The sequence below is a fragment of the Aeromonas sp. TS_SC_11 genome (genome assembly GCF_057318915.1).
This window is the reverse complement of sequence record NZ_CM170470.1, coordinates 4,195,380-4,212,669: the sequence shown is the minus strand read 5'-3', so window position 1 is coordinate 4,212,669 and position 17,290 is coordinate 4,195,380. Positions and strand designations below refer to the sequence as shown.

Genomic DNA, 17,290 nt, shown 5'->3' with positions numbered 1-17,290 from the left:
GATCGATCCTCTGGGAAAAAGCGGGCGCATTATATCCAAGCATCCCCCCCAGAGCGACTACAGAGGTCACGTTCCGGTCCAAAAATCCCCAAGATGTAAATCGTTTGCCTGTTTATTGAGCCCCCTGGATGGCATCTGGCGTGGCGGACACGGAATAGAGGCGGGGAGATGGCAAAAAACAGAGACGGCAGCACAGCCAACGGGGGCAGGCACAGGCAGTCGGCACAGGCCGACTGCCTGTGAGGTCATGCAAATTGCCAGCAGCGGCTCGGGGTGATGATCTGCGGCAGCGGCACGTCCCACTGCTCCTGTGGCACGGCATCCACCTGTTGGCAGTCATGGGCGAGACCCAGTGGCTTGGGGCCCAGCTTGTGTTCGTGCCAGCAGGCGAGGGTGCGATCGTAATAGCCGCCCCCCATACCGAGCCGATTGCCCTCGGCATCGAATGCCACCAGCGGGGTACAGATAAGGTCCAGGGTGCTATGGGGTACCACCTGGGACATATCCAGCTCAGGCTCGGCGATGCCGTAGCGATTGCGGGTCATGGGGCTGGTGGCTGTGTAGCGCAAGAAGAGCAGGTGACCCGGGGTGAAGGGGTGCAGCACCGGCAGGTAGACCTCCTTTTGCTGGGCCCAGAGCCAGTGGATGGCGGGCAGGGGGTTGAGTTCGCCATCGTTGGCCAGGTAGAGGGCAATGCGTCTGGCGGCCAGGATCTCGCTGTGCTGTTTGAACTGGGCAACCAGCTGCTGGGCTGCCTCCTGCTGCTCTGTCTGGCTCAGGCTTTTTCTGCGCAGACGAATGAGCTGGCGCAGGGTTTGCCGCTCATGGGCTTGCTCGGTTTGGGTATCCGGCATGGGGGCTCCTGTATTGTGCACCTGGGGTGAGCAGAGAGTTGGCCGCAAAGGCTTGGTTACCTTAACAAGGCTTGCGAGGGATGAACAGGGCGACAAGCCCGGCGGGGATGGGCTGCCAGGCCGGGTGCAATGCCCGGTCCGGCAGCCGTCCCGGTTATTTGTCCGATGTCTTGCCCATCTGATGCTTGACGAATACAGCCACTATTGCAGCCAGTGCCAAGGCCATGGGATAGAAGCTCATGCTCACCACCGCCAGTGGCGACAATGCGAAGATGGAGCCCAGCAGCAGCGCCTGTGCGCCCCAGGGGATGAGCCCTTGGACCACGCAGGAGAAGATATCCAGCATGGAGGCGGCGCGGCGCGGGGTGACACCGTGATGCTCCGCCAGCTCACGTGCTACCTTGCTGGCCACTATGATGGCCACTGTGTTGTTGGCGGTGCAGAGGTTGGTCAAGCTTACCACGCCTGCGATGCCGAGTTCGGCCGCCTTCTCGTTCTGCTCGCCATCGTGCTGGCGGGTAAAGCGGGCAATCAGGGCGCTGATGCGGGCGCTGATCCAGGCCAGCCCGCCCTGGCGTTCCATCAGGGCGCCGAGACCGCCGATCAGCATGGAGAGCAAAAAGATCTCCTGCATGCCGGTAAAGCCCTGATAGATGTCCTTGCTGAACTGGCCCAGCGGGTAACCGCTGATCATGCCAACCGCGCCCGCGGCCACAATGCCAATCCCCAGCACCATGAAGACGTTCATGCCGGATAGAGCCAGCACCAGGATCAACAGATAAGGCATCACCTTGAACAGGTCCGCGCTGGCGGTGGTGGTGGGAGCTTCCCCCACTGAACCCAGGGTCAGATAGAGCAGGATCACTGCGATGGCGGCAGGGGCCGCAATCTTGACGTTCTCGCGAAACTTGTCCTTCATCTCGCAGCCCTGGCTGCGGGTCGCCGCTATGGTGGTGTCCGAGATGATGGAGAGGTTATCGCCGAACATGGCGCCGGAGAGAATGGTGCCGGCCATCAGCACGGGATCGATACCGGCTGCCTGGGCGACGCCGAGCGCTACCGGCGCCACGGCGCCGATAGTGCCCATGGAGGTGCCCATTGCGGTGGCAATAAACGCAGAGATGAGGAACAGGCCCGGCAGCAGGAACCAGCCCGGGATCAGCGACAGACCGAGCGCGACGGTGGCATCGACCCCACCGGTGGCCTTGGCCACGGTGGCGAAGGCGCCAGCCAGCAGATAGATGATGCACATCGCCATTATGCTGCTGTCACCCACCCCCTTGAAGAAGGTTTCAAGGTTCTTGTTGAACCCCTCTTTTCCCAACGTCAGTGCCAGCATGACGGCAGGCAGTGCAGCCACGGGGGCGGGCAGCTGGTAGAAGGCGAATTCCACCCCCTGCAGGGTGAGCCAGGTGCCGGTACCGATAAAGAGAGCAAGAAAGACCAGAAGAGGCAGCAGGGCTCTGGCGCTGGGTTGGGTCTGGATCATGTATTCCTCTGTGGTTGAACATGACCTCCCTGTCGTCACCAGCCCGGGTTGATGGGATGAGCGTGGCGGGCATCCTGCCGCTGTGGGGCGCCTACAGTAGTGAGTCGGGGGCATTCGGTCAAGATAGACGTCCAGACGGATAGAGTTTTTTTCGGTCAATTCTGATGAGATTGAAATATCAAAAGTATATTCTGAAAAATTAATCAATGCTGTCAATTGTTCGGCATCGTCTTGGGACATGCAGGGCACTTTTCACAGACATGTCATTTGGCTGACGGGGCCGACGAGGCTAATGGTACTGAATATCCGGGCTATCTGCGTTTGGGGTAGGCCACCGCCGACGCCTTGCGCGTGCTGGGCATGGCACCCGCACCTGCAGGCAATGAGGCGGCCTTGATAGTCGGTGAGGGCGGCGCTGTTACTGGGTCATTTTCTCCACGGCCTGAACGGCTGCCGCCAGGGCGCGCTTATCGAGGGTCAGGGCAATGTGACCGATATCCGGCACCAGGGTGACGGGCCATTGAATGCCGAGCGCTCTTAACTCGGGTTCCAGTTGGTCGGTTTTAAATGCCTCGTCATCGGTGCCCGCAATCACGGCGCAGGGACGTTTTACATTGCGCAAATTCTGCCGGTAGTCGCGCTCTGGCTGGAAATTCGAGGCGAGGTTGAAGGAGTAGGAGGGGGTCAGGAGAGCTTTCGCTTCTTCATTGAGCGCAAAGTTCAGCACGGTCAGATGGTTGAGTGCTGAAATATGGAAACCGTTGAGGATGCTCAGGGCAATGAGGCGAGGAATGCCGACACGCACCCAGCCTCCGCTGTTTGGTCGGTAGTTGGCGGCAGTGGGGCCCAGATACGGAGAGAGGAGCAGGTAGTTGTCGAACAGGGTTTGTCGCGAGCTGCCGGCAACGCGCAGCACAAAGCCACCGCCGGACGAGAAGCCTGCGAGGGTGGCGGGTTTGCTCGGGGTCACTGCTGCTGAGAAATCTTCCAGATCGTCTTCCAGTTGGCCTATGTAGGCTATCGTGCCTCTCTGGCCCGACTCGCCATGGCCGCGGATATCGAGGGTGTAGGCACCATAACCGGCTTGCGAGAAGGCGCTCACCAGTATGTGCATGCTCTGGCTGCTGGCCGAGGAGCCATGAACCAGCACAACGCTACCCCTGACATCCTTGCCTGCGGGAGCATAGTGTCGGTAGGCGAGTTCGGCACCGTCACGGGCCTTGTATCTGGCGGGTGAGGGCAGGCCGCTCCAGTCAAGGGTTTTGAAGGGGTTGCTGATACTGGCCATCTCCGGCGCCGGGCCAGGCCCGCCAAACAGCAGCGCCGCCACAAGGGTGACAAGGCCGAGCGACAGCAGGCCCAGTAAGCACAGCAATCCCGTATTCATATGTCTATCTCCTGGCGGCAGCGGCGTGGGGTTGAACCTTGTGTCCATCAAGGGAAACCTATCAGATGGCGCCGTCTCTGCCAAACCCCAAACCGCCAGTCTGCGGGGTTTGAATGGCAAGGGGTGGATCAGCCATTTTGAGCGGTTCACCGTCGCGCCCGAACCGAAGAGGGTGTCTCACGGCTTTTCAAAGCCGGCGCAGGCTGGTAAAACGGTCTCTTTCCATAAAACAGATGAGAGGGTGGAGATGGACAATCCGATCCGTGTGGCCGTGATGGGCTGTAATGGTCGTATGGGCAAGGTGCTGCTGGAAGCCATCACCAACGCCGATGGCGTGGTGGTCGGGGCGGCGCTGGAGCGACCTGGCTCTGCCGTGATCGGGCTGGATGCCGGTGAGCTCAACGGTCTGGGCAAGCTGGGTGTGATGATCAGCGACAGCCTGGACAAGGTTCGGGATGAGTTTGATCTCATCATCGACTTCACCCGTCCCGAGGTGACCCTGGCCAACCTGGCCTTTGCCCTGGCCCACAACAAGCAGATGGTGATCGGCACCACAGGTTTTGATGACGCAGGCAAGGCGGCGCTGAAAGAGGCGGGCAAGCAGATCGGCATCGTCTTCGCCTCCAACTACTCGGTCGGCGTCAACCTGGTGTTCAAGCTGCTGGAGCAGGCCGCCAAGGTGATGGGGGATTACACCGACATCGAGATCATCGAAGGACATCACAGGCACAAGGTGGATGCACCATCCGGCACAGCGCTTTCCATGGGGGAAGTGGTGGCCAAAACCCTGGGTCGCGATCTCAAGGAGTGCGCCGTCTATGGCCGTGAAGGGATCACCGGCGAGCGGGATCGCAACACCATCGGCTTTGCCACCATTCGTGCCGGCGATCTGGTGGGGGAGCACACCGTCATGTTTGCCGACATTGGCGAGCGGGTGGAGATCAGTCACAAGGCCTCCAGCCGCCTCACCTTCGCCAATGGCGCTGTGCGCGCGGGCAAGTGGCTTGGCCAGCAGGGTGCCGGTCTTTACGACATGCAGGATGTACTCAGTCTGAAATAAGCTGCCTGACGTCCTGGGTGTCATCGCTCCCCCTGCGAGGGGCACCCACTGCCTTGCCAAACCCCGGTTCGCCGGGGTTTTTCGTATTTTTTGTATAAATGGTGATTACGCCGCGTTTTTTCACCCAAACCATCCAAACTACCTCTTTCTAGAACGGCGGCCTCGCTCCCCTCTTTCAAATGTCATCAAAGCGTAACGAGATTGGGCCTCTACACCCCCTGCAGTCGCATTTTTTCACATGTCACAAAAAAGACTAAAAATTCAAAACAAGAAAAACGTTTTCTATTTTTGCAAGTCACTTATCTGTCATTAAATGACTCTTTTCATGGCTAGTTAGGTTTTTTTATAAATCACAGTTGCTTGTTTTTAAAGGAGTAAATTTTGGTTTTTATGCTTTGAATGGCACAAGGTGCCACTTTTGTCGCGGGTTCTGGCTTTTCTTTTTCTGGAGGGGGTTGCAAAGCGATTGAGTGCATAGATAATGGGTAATGTTGCTTGTTTATTGAATTTAGATGCATTTAAAACGAGAAAAGACGTTGAAATGCGATCGTTTTTAAGTAGAATGCGCCCAATTTGCCAGAAATCTGCCGGGTTTGAGCCCTGTTTCAAACAGCGTCCGGACCCGCAACACCCAGGTAAATTGCTGAATTTAAAGCTAAATAACTGGAGGTTGTCTTGAATCACACTGCATTGCTAGTGCTGGAAGATGGAACTGTGTTCAAAGGCGTGTCGATAGGCGCCGAGGGATGTTCCGTTGGTGAAGTGGTTTTCAATACGTCGATGACGGGCTATCAGGAAATCCTTACCGATCCCTCTTATTCCCGTCAGATAGTCACCCTCACTTACCCCCATATAGGCAACACCGGCACCAACAGCGAAGATGAAGAGTCCAGTCAAATCCATGCACAGGGATTGATCATCCGGGACCTTCCGATACTTGCCTCCAATTTCCGCAATCAGCAATCCCTCTCCGATTACCTCAAGTCTCACAACATCGTTGGCATCGCCGACATCGACACCCGCAAACTGACCCGCATCCTGCGCGAGAAAGGCGCCCAGGCTGGCTGCATTTATGCAGGCAAAGAGGTGGCGGGCAAACAGGCCGATGAGGCATATGCCCTCGAACAGGCCTGCGCCTTCCCCGGTCTCAAGGGGATGGACTTGGCCAAGGAAGTGACTGTGTCAGACGCCTACGCCTGGACCGAAGGCAGCTGGCAGCTTGGCAAGGGGCACGTCACCCCGGCGGCCGATGAACTCAAATACCACGTGGTGGCCTACGACTTTGGCGTCAAGCGCAACATTTTGCGGATGCTGGTGGATCGTGGCTGCCGTCTGACGGTAGTACCGGCCAAGACACCGGCCGCCGAGGTGCTGGCGATGAACCCCGATGGCATCTTCCTCTCCAACGGCCCCGGTGACCCCGAACCGTGTGACTATGCCATCGAGGCCATCAAGGCTTTTCTCAACACCAACACGCCGGTATTTGGCATCTGCCTGGGTCACCAGCTGCTCGGTCTGGCCTCCGGCGCCAAGACCATCAAGATGAAGTTCGGCCATCACGGCGCCAACCATCCGGTGAAGACCCTGGATGACAACACCGTCATGATCACCGCCCAGAACCACGGCTTTGCAGTGGACGAGAGCTCACTGCCGGATTGCCTGCGCCCCACCCACGTCTCTCTGTTTGACGGGTCCTTGCAAGGCATCCACCGCACCGACCGTCCGGCCTTCAGCTTCCAGGGTCACCCCGAAGCGAGCCCGGGCCCGCACGACTGTGCCGGTCTGTTCGACCACTTTATTGAATTGATCAAGCAGTATCGCGCTTAAGAGGAAAAGAGAAGCCATGCCAAAACGTAACGACCTACAGAGCATCCTGATCCTCGGCGCCGGCCCCATCGTCATCGGTCAGGCCTGCGAATTTGACTACTCCGGCGCCCAGGCCTGCAAAGCCCTGCGCGAGGAGGGCTACCGCGTCATTCTGGTGAACTCCAACCCGGCCACCATCATGACCGACCCCGAGATGGCCGATGCCACTTACATAGAGCCCATCACCTGGGAAGTGGTACGCGAGATCATCAAGAAAGAGCGCCCGGATGCCGTGCTGCCCACCATGGGTGGCCAGACTGCATTGAACTGCGCGCTGGATCTGGAAAAGCATGGCGTGCTGGCCGAGTTCGGTGTCGAGATGATAGGTGCCACCGCCGACGCCATCGACAAGGCCGAAGATCGCCGTCGCTTTGACATCGCCATGAAGAGCATTGGCCTCGAGTGCCCGCGCGCCGGTATCGCCCACAACATGGAAGAGGCGTGGGGCGTGCAGCAGATGGTCGGCTTCCCCTGCATCATCCGCCCCTCCTTTACCATGGGCGGCTCGGGCGGCGGCATTGCCTACAACACCGAAGAGTTCGTCGAGATCTGCGAGCGCGGTCTGGACTTGTCGCCGACCAAGGAGCTGCTGATCGACGAGTCGCTCATCGGCTGGAAAGAGTACGAGATGGAAGTGGTGCGGGATCGCAACGACAACTGCATCATCGTCTGCACCATCGAAAACTTCGATCCCATGGGCATCCACACCGGTGACTCCATCACGGTCGCGCCAGCCCAGACGCTGACCGACAAGGAGTTCCAGATCATGCGCAACGCCTCCATGGCGATACTGCGCGAGATCGGCGTCGAGACCGGCGGCTCCAACGTCCAGTTCGGTATCAACCCGAAAGATGGCCGGATGGTCATCATCGAGATGAACCCGCGGGTGTCCCGCTCCTCTGCGCTGGCCTCCAAGGCGACCGGTTTCCCCATCGCCAAGATCGCCGCCAAGCTCGCCATCGGTTACACCCTGGACGAGCTGATGAACGACATCACCGGCGGTCGCACTCCGGCCTCCTTCGAGCCGGCCATCGACTACGTGGTCACCAAGGTGCCGCGCTTCAACTTCGAAAAATTTGCCGGTGCCAACGACCGTCTCACCACCCAGATGAAGTCGGTTGGTGAAGTGATGGCAATAGGCCGCAACTTCCAGGAGTCCCTGCACAAGGCGCTGCGCAGCCTCGAGACCGGCAAGACCGGCTTCGACCCCATGGTTGACCTCAATGCCCCTGACTCATTGACCCGCATCCGCCACGAGCTGCAGGACGCTGGCTGCGACCGCATCTGGTACATCGCCGATGCGTTTCGTGCCGGTCTCTCCATGGACGGCATCTTCAAGCTGACCAAGATTGACCCCTGGTTCCTGGTGCAGATAGAAGATCTCATCAAGCTGGAAGAGCAGGTGAAAGAGCGCGGCATGGCCGGTCTCGACGCCGACTTCTTGCGCGCCCTCAAGCGCAAGGGCTTCGCCGACGCCCGTCTGGCCAAGATCCTCGGCGTGGCCGAGGGCGAGGTGCGCAAGTTGCGTGCCCGCCACAACATCTTCCCGATCTACAAGCGGGTCGATACCTGCGCGGCCGAGTTCGCCACCAACACCGCCTACATGTATTCGAGCTATGACGAAGAGTGCGAGGCCAACCCGACCAATCGTGACAAGATCATGATCATCGGCGGCGGCCCGAACCGTATCGGTCAGGGCATCGAGTTTGACTACTGCTGCGTGCACGCGGCACTGGCCCTGCGCGAAGACGGTTACGAGACCATCATGGTCAACTGCAACCCGGAGACCGTCTCCACCGATTACGACACCTCGGATCGCCTCTACTTCGAGCCGGTGACCCTGGAAGATGTGCTGGAAATCGTGCGCATCGAGAAACCCAAGGGCGTCATCGTGCAGTACGGCGGCCAGACCCCGCTCAAACTTGCACGGGCATTGGAAGCGAACGGCGTGCCGATCATCGGTACCAGCCCGGATGCCATCGACCGCGCCGAAGACCGCGAGCGCTTCCAGTCCGCCGTCGAGCGCCTGGGTCTCAAGCAGCCGGAAAACGGCACCGTCACTGCCCTGGAGCAGGCGGTGCTGACCGCCGAGCGGATCACTTACCCGCTGGTGGTGCGCCCCTCCTACGTGCTGGGTGGCCGCGCCATGGAGATCGTCTATGACGAGACCGATCTGCGTCGCTACTTCGCCGAGGCGGTGAGCGTTTCCAACGAATCGCCGGTACTGCTGGACCGCTTCCTGGACGATGCCACCGAGCTGGACGTGGATGCCATCTGTGACGGCGTGGACGTCGTCATCGGCGGCATCATGGAGCATATCGAGCAGGCCGGTATCCACTCCGGTGACTCGGGTTGTTCCCTGCCGCCCTACACCTTGTCCAAGAAAATTCAGGACGAGATCCGCGAGCAGGTGCGGAAATTGGCGCTGGAACTCGGAGTGGTCGGCCTGATGAACGTGCAGTTCGCGGTCAAGGGCGATGATATCTACCTCATCGAAGTGAACCCGCGTGCCGCCCGTACCGTGCCCTTCGTCTCCAAGGCGACCGGTGCGCCGCTGGCCAAGATTGCCGCTCGCGTCATGGCCGGCCAGAGCCTGAAAGATCAGGGCTTTACCACCGAAATCATCCCGCCTTACTACTCGGTGAAAGAGGTGGTGCTGCCCTTCGCCAAGTTCCCTGGGGTTGACCCGCTGCTGGGGCCTGAGATGCGCTCCACAGGTGAGGTGATGGGGGTGGGCAGCAGTTTTGCCGAGGCCTATGCCAAGGCCCAGCTGGGTGCCAGCCATGCGGTGCCGAAAGAGGGTCGCGCGCTCTTGTCGGTGCGTCACAGCGACAAGGCGCTGGTGGTCGATTTGGCTGCCAAGCTGCTGGAGCTGGGCTACGAGCTGGATGCTACTCACGGCACCGCAGTGGCGCTGGGTGAAGCGAGCATCAACCCGCGCCTGGTCAACAAGGTGCACGAAGGGCGGCCGCACATTCTCGACCGCATCAAGAATGGCGAGTACACCTATATCGTCAACACCGCCGAAGGGCGAGTGGCGATCCAGGACTCCAAGCAGTTGCGCCGCGCCGCCTTGCAGCACAAAGTGGCTTATACCACCACCATGAATGAGGCGTTTGCCACCTGCATGGCCATCAGTATGGATGCCACCGCCAACGTCAACTCGGTGCAGGAGCTGCATCAGAAGGTGAAAAACCGCTAAGCATTGCGTAACAAGGGCAGGGGAGTCTTTCTCTCCTTCTTTGCACAACACTTGCGAACCCTGAAAAACCCCGCCAGCAATGGCGGGGTTTTTGTTTTGCGGCGCCAGCACTGCGTAAACAGTATTGGCCTGATTTCACATCGATAGGGATAGATAATCCCTTAAAGTGAACTAAATATGACAATGATTGCGCAATTTTCGATTTATACCGCAATCTTTGCAATCACTCACCCGACTCTCCTCTATATACTGGTTTCTCATCACATAAGGTCGTCTGCGCCTGCAACAGCGGGGTGCGAGGATCAGGGCCAGTTGCTTATCCGGTAGCCGAGGCCGTCCCCTTTTACCCAGAGGGGCCACAGGAAACCGGTTGTGGGGTTACCACCTGCGCAACCGTCAGGGCCAGCGTTACCGCGCAAGCCAGCTTCCCCCTCCTTACCCTGTTTGCTTGCCTGCCCAGTCGCGTCGTTGCTCACCTTCATTGCCCGCAACGGCGCCGCGCCTCAAGGACATCAGCCAAGGGAATCTGAATATGAGCTTCGATCATCGCAAATACCGCCCCGCTCCCGTCATCGCATTGACGGATCGCCAATGGCCCAACCGGGTGCTGGAGCGCGCGCCGCTCTGGTGCGCCGTGGACTTGCGCGACGGCAACCAGGCGCTGGTCGAACCCATGACGGTGGCCCAGAAGCTGCAAATGTGGGCGCTCATGGTCCATGTCGGTTTCAAGCACATCGAGGTGGGGTTCCCCGCCGCCTCCCAGCCTGATTTCGACTTCGTGCGCGAGCTTATTGAGCGCAATCTCATTCCCGATGACGTCACCATACAGGTGCTGGTGCAGGCCCGCGAAGATCTGATCGCCCGCACCTTTGAATCGCTCAAGGGGGCCAAACGCGCCATCGTCCACGTCTACAACTCGGTCAACCCGACCCAGCGCAACTATGTGTTCAACTCAGGGAAGGAGGGGGTCAAGGCCATCGCCGTGCAGGGCGCGCGCTGGGTGCGCGACCATGCGGCGCGCAATCCTGGCACAGAGTGGAGCTTCCAGTATTCGCCGGAGAGCTTCAGCAGCACAGAGGTGGAGTTCGCGGTAGAGGTGTGCGACGCCGTCATCGACGAGTGGCGCCCTGCTGGCCGCCCCATGATCCTCAACCTCCCTGCCACGGTCGAGGTGAGCACTCCCAATGTGTTCGCGGATCAGGTGGAGTGGTTCTGCCGCCACCTCAAGGCGCGCCCCGAGGTGAGCATCTCCATCCACACCCACAACGACAGAGGCTGCGGGGTGGCCGCCGCCGAGCTGGCGGTGCTGGCGGGGGCCGATCGCATCGAGGGCACCCTGCTTGGCAACGGCGAGCGCACCGGCAACATGGACATAGTCACCATGGCCATGAACCTCTACAGCCAGGGGATTGATCCCGAGCTGGATCTCTCAGACATGGACGCCATAGTCGCCACTGTGGGCGCCTGCACCCAGATAGCCCTGCACCCGCGCCACCCCTACGCGGGCGAACTGGTCTACACGGCGTTTTCCGGCAGTCACCAGGATGCGATTCGCAAATCTCTGGCGGCCGAGAAACCCGATGCCTACTGGGACGTGGCCTATCTGCCCATCGATCCCGCAGACCTTGGCCGCAGCTACGAGGCGGTGATCCGCATCAACAGCCAGTCCGGCAAGGGGGGCGTCACCTATCTGCTGGAGCGCGACCTTGGCCTGCAACTGCCGCGCTGGCTGCAAATCGACTTCAGCCGCCGGGTCCAGGCACAGGCCGAGGCAAGCAGCAGCGAAATCAGCCCGGAACAGATCCGTGCCCTGTTCGAGCAGCATTACCTCGAGCCGGTACACGGCTATCGCATCGGTCGCTTCCAGCTTGGTCACGACAGTCAGGAGAGTCTGCGCCTCGAGTTGCAGACCCCGAACGGCACCTTGCACCTGAGCGGCGAAGGGGAGGGGGCCATCACTGCGCTGGTCAACGGCTGGGAGCGCCAGACCGGGATGCACATCGACGTGCTCGATTACTCGGAACATGCCCTCTGCGCCGGTACAGAATCTCGCGCCGCCGCCTATGTGCTGCTGAGCATCGATGGCCAGCGCATGTGCGGGGTCGCCATCGGCCGCGACGTGGTCAATGCCTCCCTGCAGGCGGTGATCAATGGTGCGGCGCAAATTGAGGCCCTGCGCCAAACGGCTTGAGTGCATGTCGCCAAAGAGCCTATCCGCTTGCAGCAGCTCCGCCCATCCGGCGGGGCTGCTCGATTGCGCCAGCGGGTGCTGCGTCAAGGCATCTGCGCCTTCAGATCCGCCTGTCAATCCTCTACAATGAGCGCTTGTTTGCGTTCGGAGCCGCTCCGTTCGTGTGACTCTCGTGTGCCGGGCGCCCAGCGCCTTGCCCCTGCATCGGAAGCCTTGATGATATTTTCCTCACCCCTTTTTCCCACTCGGCTCACCACCCTGCCTCTCTTTGCAATCCTGTTGCTTGCCGGGTGTGCCAGCGACCCGACGGCGCCCAAGCAAGATGTCGCCATGAGCGCCCAGCAGGCCAAACAACCCATCGCCATGCAGCCGCGCAAACCGGCAGACATGAAGAGCCGCATAGTGCGGTTCTTGCCGCGTCAGGTGCCAGACAAACAGGGCTGGGCCAATGATGTGGTGACGGCACTCTCGACGCAGGGAGTGACGGTAAGCGATCACAATGTCTGCACTGTGCTGGCGGTGGCCGAACAGGAGGCCACCTATCAGGCCGACCCCGTGGTGCCGGGCCTTGGCAAGATTGCCTGGAAGGAGATAAATGCCCGCGCCGCCAAGCTGCTGATCCCTGAATTCGTGGTGCGCACGGCCCTTGGCATCAAGTCCCCCACCGGCAAGAGCTATGCCGAGCGCATCGACAAGCTTCGCACCGAGCGGGAGATGAGCGAGATCTTCGAGGACATGATCAGCATGGTGCCCATGGGCAAGACGCTGTTTGGCAACATGAACCCGGTGCATACCGGCGGCCCCATGCAGGTGAGCATCGCCTTTGCCGAGGCAAATGCCCGTGGCTACCCCTATCCCGTCAAGGATTCCATTCGCCATGAGGTGTTCAGCCGTCGTGGCGGTATCTGGTTCGGCACCAGGCACCTGTTTGGCTATCCCGCCGACTACCCGGATACCCTCTATCGCTTCGCCGACTTCAATGCGGGCTGGTACGCCAGCCGCAACGCCGCCTTCCAGGCTGCCGTCAGCCGACTGAGCGGCAAGCCCCTGGCGCTGGATGGGGATCTTGTCCGCTATGACTCAGACCTGCCGGGCAAGACTGAGCAGGCTGTCTATACCCTCGCCAGCCGGGTCAATATGAGCAAGCAGGCGATCCACCAGAGCCTGCGCAAAGGGGATACCGCCGAATTTGCCCAGACCGACCTCTACCACAGGGTCTTTACCCTGGCCGACAAGCAGGCTGGCAAGCGGCAACCCCGTGCCATCCTGCCCGGCATTCAACTCAAGAGCCCCAAGATCACCCGCAACCTCACCACCGCCTGGTTTGCCAAGCGAGTGGATGACAGGGAGCAAGCTTGCGTGAAACGGCTGGGATCCTTGTAATCGCAAAAACAAAGGCGGCCAGTGGCCGCCTTTGTTCACTGTGTTTTGACCACCTTGCTGGTCAGGGTTGGCAAATGCCAGGTTCCTCCCAATGTAATCATGCGACAGCTTCCGGTGGTGCTTTGCTCGCTTTGCACGAAGGTTTTGCCATTCCATACCCAGCTCTCGAAAGAGAAACAGTCTCCTATCCCGCGCCCCTTGTGTGAGGCCCTCAGTTCACCCGAACCATAACCGTTTGCATCTGTGTTGATGAGTGTTGCACTGCCGATATCAAGGTCTGCGTCTATCAGGATGAATGCTGAACCATCGTTGTAAGCGGCGAGCCAGCAGGGGAGTTGTAGCAAGGTTCGGTCCATGTTCAGGGTGTAGAGCATGCCACCTTCCTGATTCTCATAGGCCATGGGACAAGTGTCTTTATCGACTTGCTGCTTTAGCCACTCGCCTATGCTCTGGAGCTCTGGTTTTGTGAGTGGACGAGATAGGTTATCTGCGGCAACGGCGCCTGCGTGGATCACGGGAGCTGCCAATGCGGGAGGCACGGTTGTGGCTGGTAGTGTGCCCTTTTTAGTCAGGGCTGTACTGGTATTGAGACGGCCTTGGAATTCATCCATTTTGAGAAAAATGGCGTAGGCTCCGGCCCCGGATAGCGGTTCCTGGTGCTTGTTCCATTTAAATACCACCTTCCCAGCCCCCTTGATTGCCTGAATGATCGCTGTGGTTTGGTGTTGGCTAAACGGAATCCGCTCTTTTACGGTGCCGAGCACCTTGCCATTGATGCGCAGTGTGATCAAACCATCAGCGGGGGCTCCTGGAGTCTGTTCATCAACCTCTGAGATGGCAAGCTCGGCATGCAGTGCGCCCTTGGCTCCTGCCTCTCGTGTAAGCAGAACCGATATTCCACCAGCTTCTGCGCTGTAACCTGCGGCTCGACATGTGCCTGTGTTGTCACAGGCGAGCTCCCAGTCCTTGTGTTGAAAAGAGACCCCTTCAGAAAACGAGCCGAGTGCAGAGGCCAGCAGTGTCGTGATGATCATGAGATGGTTCCAGAAGCATTGGGCCGATCAGGATAGCATTCTGGACGGTTTAAATTGAATCCTGTTGTGGGCTGACTTAACTGTACCGAGGGGATAGTCCCTCGATCCGCTTAGAAACTCATCGCCAGCCCGACGCCGTAGCCGCTGGTGTTGTGGCTGAACATATAGCGGGCTACCAGCCGGGTGCGGGTCACTATGATGTCGTACTTGCTGCTGTCGAGCTCTATCCCGAGCCCCAGCGAGTTGAGGGAGTTGAAACCGAGCAGGCCTCTTTGCTCGCCAAGATATTCAGTGCGAGCCCCTTCCATCACGTAGCGCAGCGGCTTGTCCAGCAGTGTGAAATTGCCGATGGGGGCGCGGCGGCGCAGGTAGAGGCCGAGGTTCTCCGCATTGGCCTGACCGGTTACGCTGGCCGAGGTGCCGCCAAAGCTTTGCAGATGCTGGTAGGAGTAGCGCAGCTCAACGTCGATATCCTGCTGTGCAGAGAAGAGTTCATAGTCGAGCATCAGGGCGCCACCCAGGCCGTAGACATCGAGTCTGCCGCCATCGAGAAAGTCGAGGTTCTTGCCTGTGTATTGGCCCAGCAACCAGTTGCCGATGCGTAGATCGCTTGCCACAGTGCCCAGCGTGACGTTGCCGATGGGGCGCAATACCCAGTTGCCGCCGTGACGATCCTGATGCAGATGAAGATCCCAGCCGATACCACCCGTGGCGGTGAGACTGTTCCATCGGGTGGGGATAGTGCGACTCTCGCTGCCGTTGCTCACCACGAACTTGGGATCGTAGCGGCTAAAACCCAGTGTCCCTTCCAGATAGACGGGCACACTCTCGCTCATGGTGGCGCCGCCTCCCATCTGGGTCATATTGAGCGCCGACGACGCAGTTGTGCTGGTGTTGCTGCCGATGTCGAGGTTGCTGGCTGTGATGTCGGGCACCACAGTGAAGGTCATCAGCGACACCACTGCGTTGGCACGTTTTTGTATTAGTGACGACTCTTCAGCCATGGCGCCATGGCTGAGCAAGGGGGTGATCAGCAGGGGCAGGGTAGTGCGAAGGGTTGTGTGTGTGGGCATGCCTTGTTCCCCCGAAGCCGGTTGTGATGATGCGCCGTTTGACTGTAGCGACTTTTTCTCATCTTGGCAGCCCAAGGGTGAGCCGGTTGAAGCTTATACATCGCCGAGCTGGAGTGCTCGTCCAACCCTTGTCCTGCCATTCAGCTTTTTGTATTGATTGCTGACTTTGTGCCAGACATTAATTTTTTGTTCACTTGCGCGGGTGTATAACAGGAGCCCCTTCAAGGAGAGAAAGGGGATGGCGACAGGGAGTGTCAGCCGCAACGGGGGCCATAGTGTCCCCCGGGATGGATGCTCACTGACGTTGATGGGAGTCACCAGATGCAGGATATGCTGCTTGCCATATGGCAACAGGACTTTGACCAATTGATCCAGATGCAGGCGGCGGGCCTGCTCGTCACCTGCCTGGTGGTGATCCTCTTTCTCGAGTCGAGTTTCGTGTTTTTACCCCTGCCCGGTGATAGTCTGGTGCTGCTGGCCGGTGGCCTGGTGGGGATGGGAGTGCTCGGCCCCGAAGTGACCCTTGTCTACATGCCGCTCGCCGCCGGGATCGGCAGCCTGGTCGCCTATCTGCAGGGCCATGCGCTGCACGGCACCTCCTTTATGGGCCATGTGGAGCGGATGATCCCGGACGGCAGTCTGCCACGGGCCTCGCGTCTGCTGCACAACTACGGTTTCTGGGCCCTGTTTTCCTCTCGCTTCGTGCCCTTCGTCAGGGTGCTGACGCCCATGCTGATGGGGGTCTCCCGCCTGCATCTGCCCCGGGTGGTGATGGCCAGTTTTGCCAGCGCCTTCCTCTGGGCCCTGCTGCTGAGTCTGGTGGGCAAGTTCGTGATGGCGGCGCCGGCGTTCGTCCAGTATCACGAATTGATGACCAAGTGCCTGCTGGTGACCTCCCTCGGTCTGTTCGTTATCGCCATGGCGGCCATCGCCATCCGGCTGCTCAAGCGCCCGACCAATCGCATTCGCTGAGTGATATCCGGGGGAGCGCAGGCTGGCCCCGGGTTCTCCATTGAGTTACCAATGGCATTGGCTAGGCCCAGGCGGGCCGCCAATGCCGCCCATCAACCATCAAGCAGGTACTTTATGCCATGTCGTGACACCCTGAGCCTTCGTCCCCTCGAGCGAGAGGATCTGAAATTCGTACATCAGCTCAACAACAACGCCAGCATAATGCGTTACTGGTTCGAGGAGCCTTACGAGGCTTACATGGAGCTGGCCCAGCTCTATGACAAGCACATCCACGATCAGCAAGAACGCCGTTTCATCCTGGAGGTGGAGGGCACCAATGTTGGCCTGGTGGAGCTGGTGGATATTCGCAGCATCCACCGCCGCGCCGAGTTTCAGATCATCATAGCCCCCGCCTATCAGGGGCTGGGCTATGCCAAGACAGCAACCTTGAAGGCGATGAAGTATGCCTTCAACGTGCTGAATCTGCACAAGTTGTATCTCATCGTCGACAGTGACAATGCCAAGGCGCGCCACGTTTATCAGTCGTTGGGGTTCGCGCCGGAGGGGGAGCTGAAAGAGGAGTTCTTCATCGATGGCAAATATCGCACAGCCATTCGCATGTGTCTGTTTCAGCGTGATTTTCAGGCAAATGCTGCCAACAGGGTCTAACGTTTCCTGACATTCTGGTGCCGATGGGGGGCAGGGCTGCGCTGGCCGATGCCAGTGATGCGGCTCTCTTTGTCGGCACCTTTCTCGTGACAGGATAAAAACTCAGGCCATTTGAGGCAGAATTTGTGATG

At 59.5% G+C, this 17,290-nt stretch carries 12 protein-coding genes; 7 read left to right on the top strand and 5 right to left on the bottom strand.

Annotation, left to right across the window (positions count from 1 at the left end):
• Positions 1-245: 245 nt before the first annotated feature.
• The 3 genes from AC1P02_RS19425 to AC1P02_RS19415 form a co-directional block, all read right to left on the bottom strand.
• Entirely contained in the window at positions 246-854 is a 609-nt protein-coding gene (locus AC1P02_RS19425; protein ID WP_485182969.1) for a 5-formyltetrahydrofolate cyclo-ligase, read from the bottom strand.
• A 154-nt stretch (positions 855-1,008) separates the two neighbouring features.
• Positions 1,009-2,343 (bottom strand): Na+/H+ antiporter NhaC family protein, encoded by a 1,335-nt coding sequence (locus tag AC1P02_RS19420; RefSeq protein ID WP_429180498.1) that lies wholly within the window; start codon positions 2,341-2,343, stop codon positions 1,009-1,011.
• A 418-nt stretch (positions 2,344-2,761) separates the two neighbouring features.
• Positions 2,762-3,730 carry an alpha/beta fold hydrolase gene (locus AC1P02_RS19415; RefSeq protein WP_485182967.1) on the bottom strand — a complete coding sequence of 323 codons (969 nt, stop codon included), beginning with the start codon at positions 3,728-3,730 and terminating at the stop codon, positions 2,762-2,764.
• 247 nt (positions 3,731-3,977) lie between these two features.
• Between AC1P02_RS19415 and dapB the strand changes: the two genes are divergently transcribed.
• From dapB to AC1P02_RS19390, 5 genes are all read left to right on the top strand, one after another.
• On the top strand, positions 3,978-4,790 hold the full coding sequence (dapB, locus tag AC1P02_RS19410; protein WP_290043767.1) for a 4-hydroxy-tetrahydrodipicolinate reductase: 813 nt from the start codon (positions 3,978-3,980) through the stop codon (positions 4,788-4,790).
• 675 nt (positions 4,791-5,465) lie between these two features.
• On the top strand, positions 5,466-6,617 hold the full coding sequence (gene carA / locus AC1P02_RS19405) for a glutamine-hydrolyzing carbamoyl-phosphate synthase small subunit (protein ID WP_485182964.1): 1,152 nt from the start codon (positions 5,466-5,468) through the stop codon (positions 6,615-6,617).
• Between the two features lie 16 nt (positions 6,618-6,633).
• Positions 6,634-9,858, top strand: a complete 3,225-nt coding sequence (gene carB, locus AC1P02_RS19400; protein ID WP_017412104.1) for a carbamoyl-phosphate synthase large subunit — start codon at positions 6,634-6,636, stop codon at positions 9,856-9,858.
• Positions 9,859-10,390: 532 nt separating this feature from the next.
• Positions 10,391-12,049, top strand: coding sequence for a 2-isopropylmalate synthase (gene leuA, locus AC1P02_RS19395; protein WP_485182961.1), 1,659 nt, complete (start codon positions 10,391-10,393; stop codon positions 12,047-12,049).
• 216 nt (positions 12,050-12,265) lie between these two features.
• Complete coding sequence (locus AC1P02_RS19390) at positions 12,266-13,432, top strand: DUF1615 domain-containing protein (protein ID WP_290024233.1); 1,167 nt, start codon at positions 12,266-12,268, stop codon at positions 13,430-13,432.
• Positions 13,433-13,467: 35 nt separating this feature from the next.
• On the opposite strand, the gene AC1P02_RS19385 is transcribed toward AC1P02_RS19390, so the two are convergent.
• Positions 13,468-14,466: a DUF1176 domain-containing protein gene (locus tag AC1P02_RS19385; RefSeq protein ID WP_290024234.1), complete on the bottom strand. Its 999-nt coding sequence runs from the start codon at positions 14,464-14,466 to the stop codon at positions 13,468-13,470.
• A gap of 110 nt (positions 14,467-14,576) precedes the next feature.
• Complete coding sequence (locus AC1P02_RS19380) at positions 14,577-15,539, bottom strand: autotransporter domain-containing protein (RefSeq protein WP_155603990.1); 963 nt, start codon at positions 15,537-15,539, stop codon at positions 14,577-14,579.
• A 321-nt stretch (positions 15,540-15,860) separates the two neighbouring features.
• Between AC1P02_RS19380 and AC1P02_RS19375 the strand changes: the two genes are divergently transcribed.
• Both AC1P02_RS19375 and speG read left to right on the top strand, forming a co-directional pair.
• Complete coding sequence (locus AC1P02_RS19375) at positions 15,861-16,511, top strand: DedA family protein (RefSeq protein ID WP_290122394.1); 651 nt, start codon at positions 15,861-15,863, stop codon at positions 16,509-16,511.
• Positions 16,512-16,625: 114 nt separating this feature from the next.
• On the top strand, positions 16,626-17,159 hold the full coding sequence (gene speG, locus AC1P02_RS19370) for a spermidine N1-acetyltransferase (RefSeq protein ID WP_017413054.1): 534 nt from the start codon (positions 16,626-16,628) through the stop codon (positions 17,157-17,159).
• Positions 17,160-17,290: the final 131 nt, after the last annotated feature.

Bases quoted from the DNA above. Each gene is read 5' to 3' on its own strand.
- AC1P02_RS19390 (WP_290024233.1), top strand. From the start codon at position 12,266: ATGATATTTTCCTCACCCCTTTTTCCCACTCGGCTCACCACCCTGCCT.
- AC1P02_RS19425 (WP_485182969.1), bottom strand. From the start codon at position 854: ATGCCGGATACCCAAACCGAGCAAGCCCATGAGCGGCAAACCCTGCGC.
- AC1P02_RS19420 (WP_429180498.1), bottom strand. From the start codon at position 2,343: ATGATCCAGACCCAACCCAGCGCCAGAGCCCTGCTGCCTCTTCTGGTC.
- leuA (WP_485182961.1), top strand. From the start codon at position 10,391: ATGAGCTTCGATCATCGCAAATACCGCCCCGCTCCCGTCATCGCATTG.
- AC1P02_RS19380 (WP_155603990.1), bottom strand. From the start codon at position 15,539: ATGCCCACACACACAACCCTTCGCACTACCCTGCCCCTGCTGATCACC.
- AC1P02_RS19415 (WP_485182967.1), bottom strand. From the start codon at position 3,730: ATGAATACGGGATTGCTGTGCTTACTGGGCCTGCTGTCGCTCGGCCTT.
- dapB (WP_290043767.1), top strand. From the start codon at position 3,978: ATGGACAATCCGATCCGTGTGGCCGTGATGGGCTGTAATGGTCGTATG.
- AC1P02_RS19385 (WP_290024234.1), bottom strand. From the start codon at position 14,466: ATGATCATCACGACACTGCTGGCCTCTGCACTCGGCTCGTTTTCTGAA.
- AC1P02_RS19375 (WP_290122394.1), top strand. From the start codon at position 15,861: ATGCAGGATATGCTGCTTGCCATATGGCAACAGGACTTTGACCAATTG.
- speG (WP_017413054.1), top strand. From the start codon at position 16,626: ATGCCATGTCGTGACACCCTGAGCCTTCGTCCCCTCGAGCGAGAGGAT.
- carB (WP_017412104.1), top strand. From the start codon at position 6,634: ATGCCAAAACGTAACGACCTACAGAGCATCCTGATCCTCGGCGCCGGC.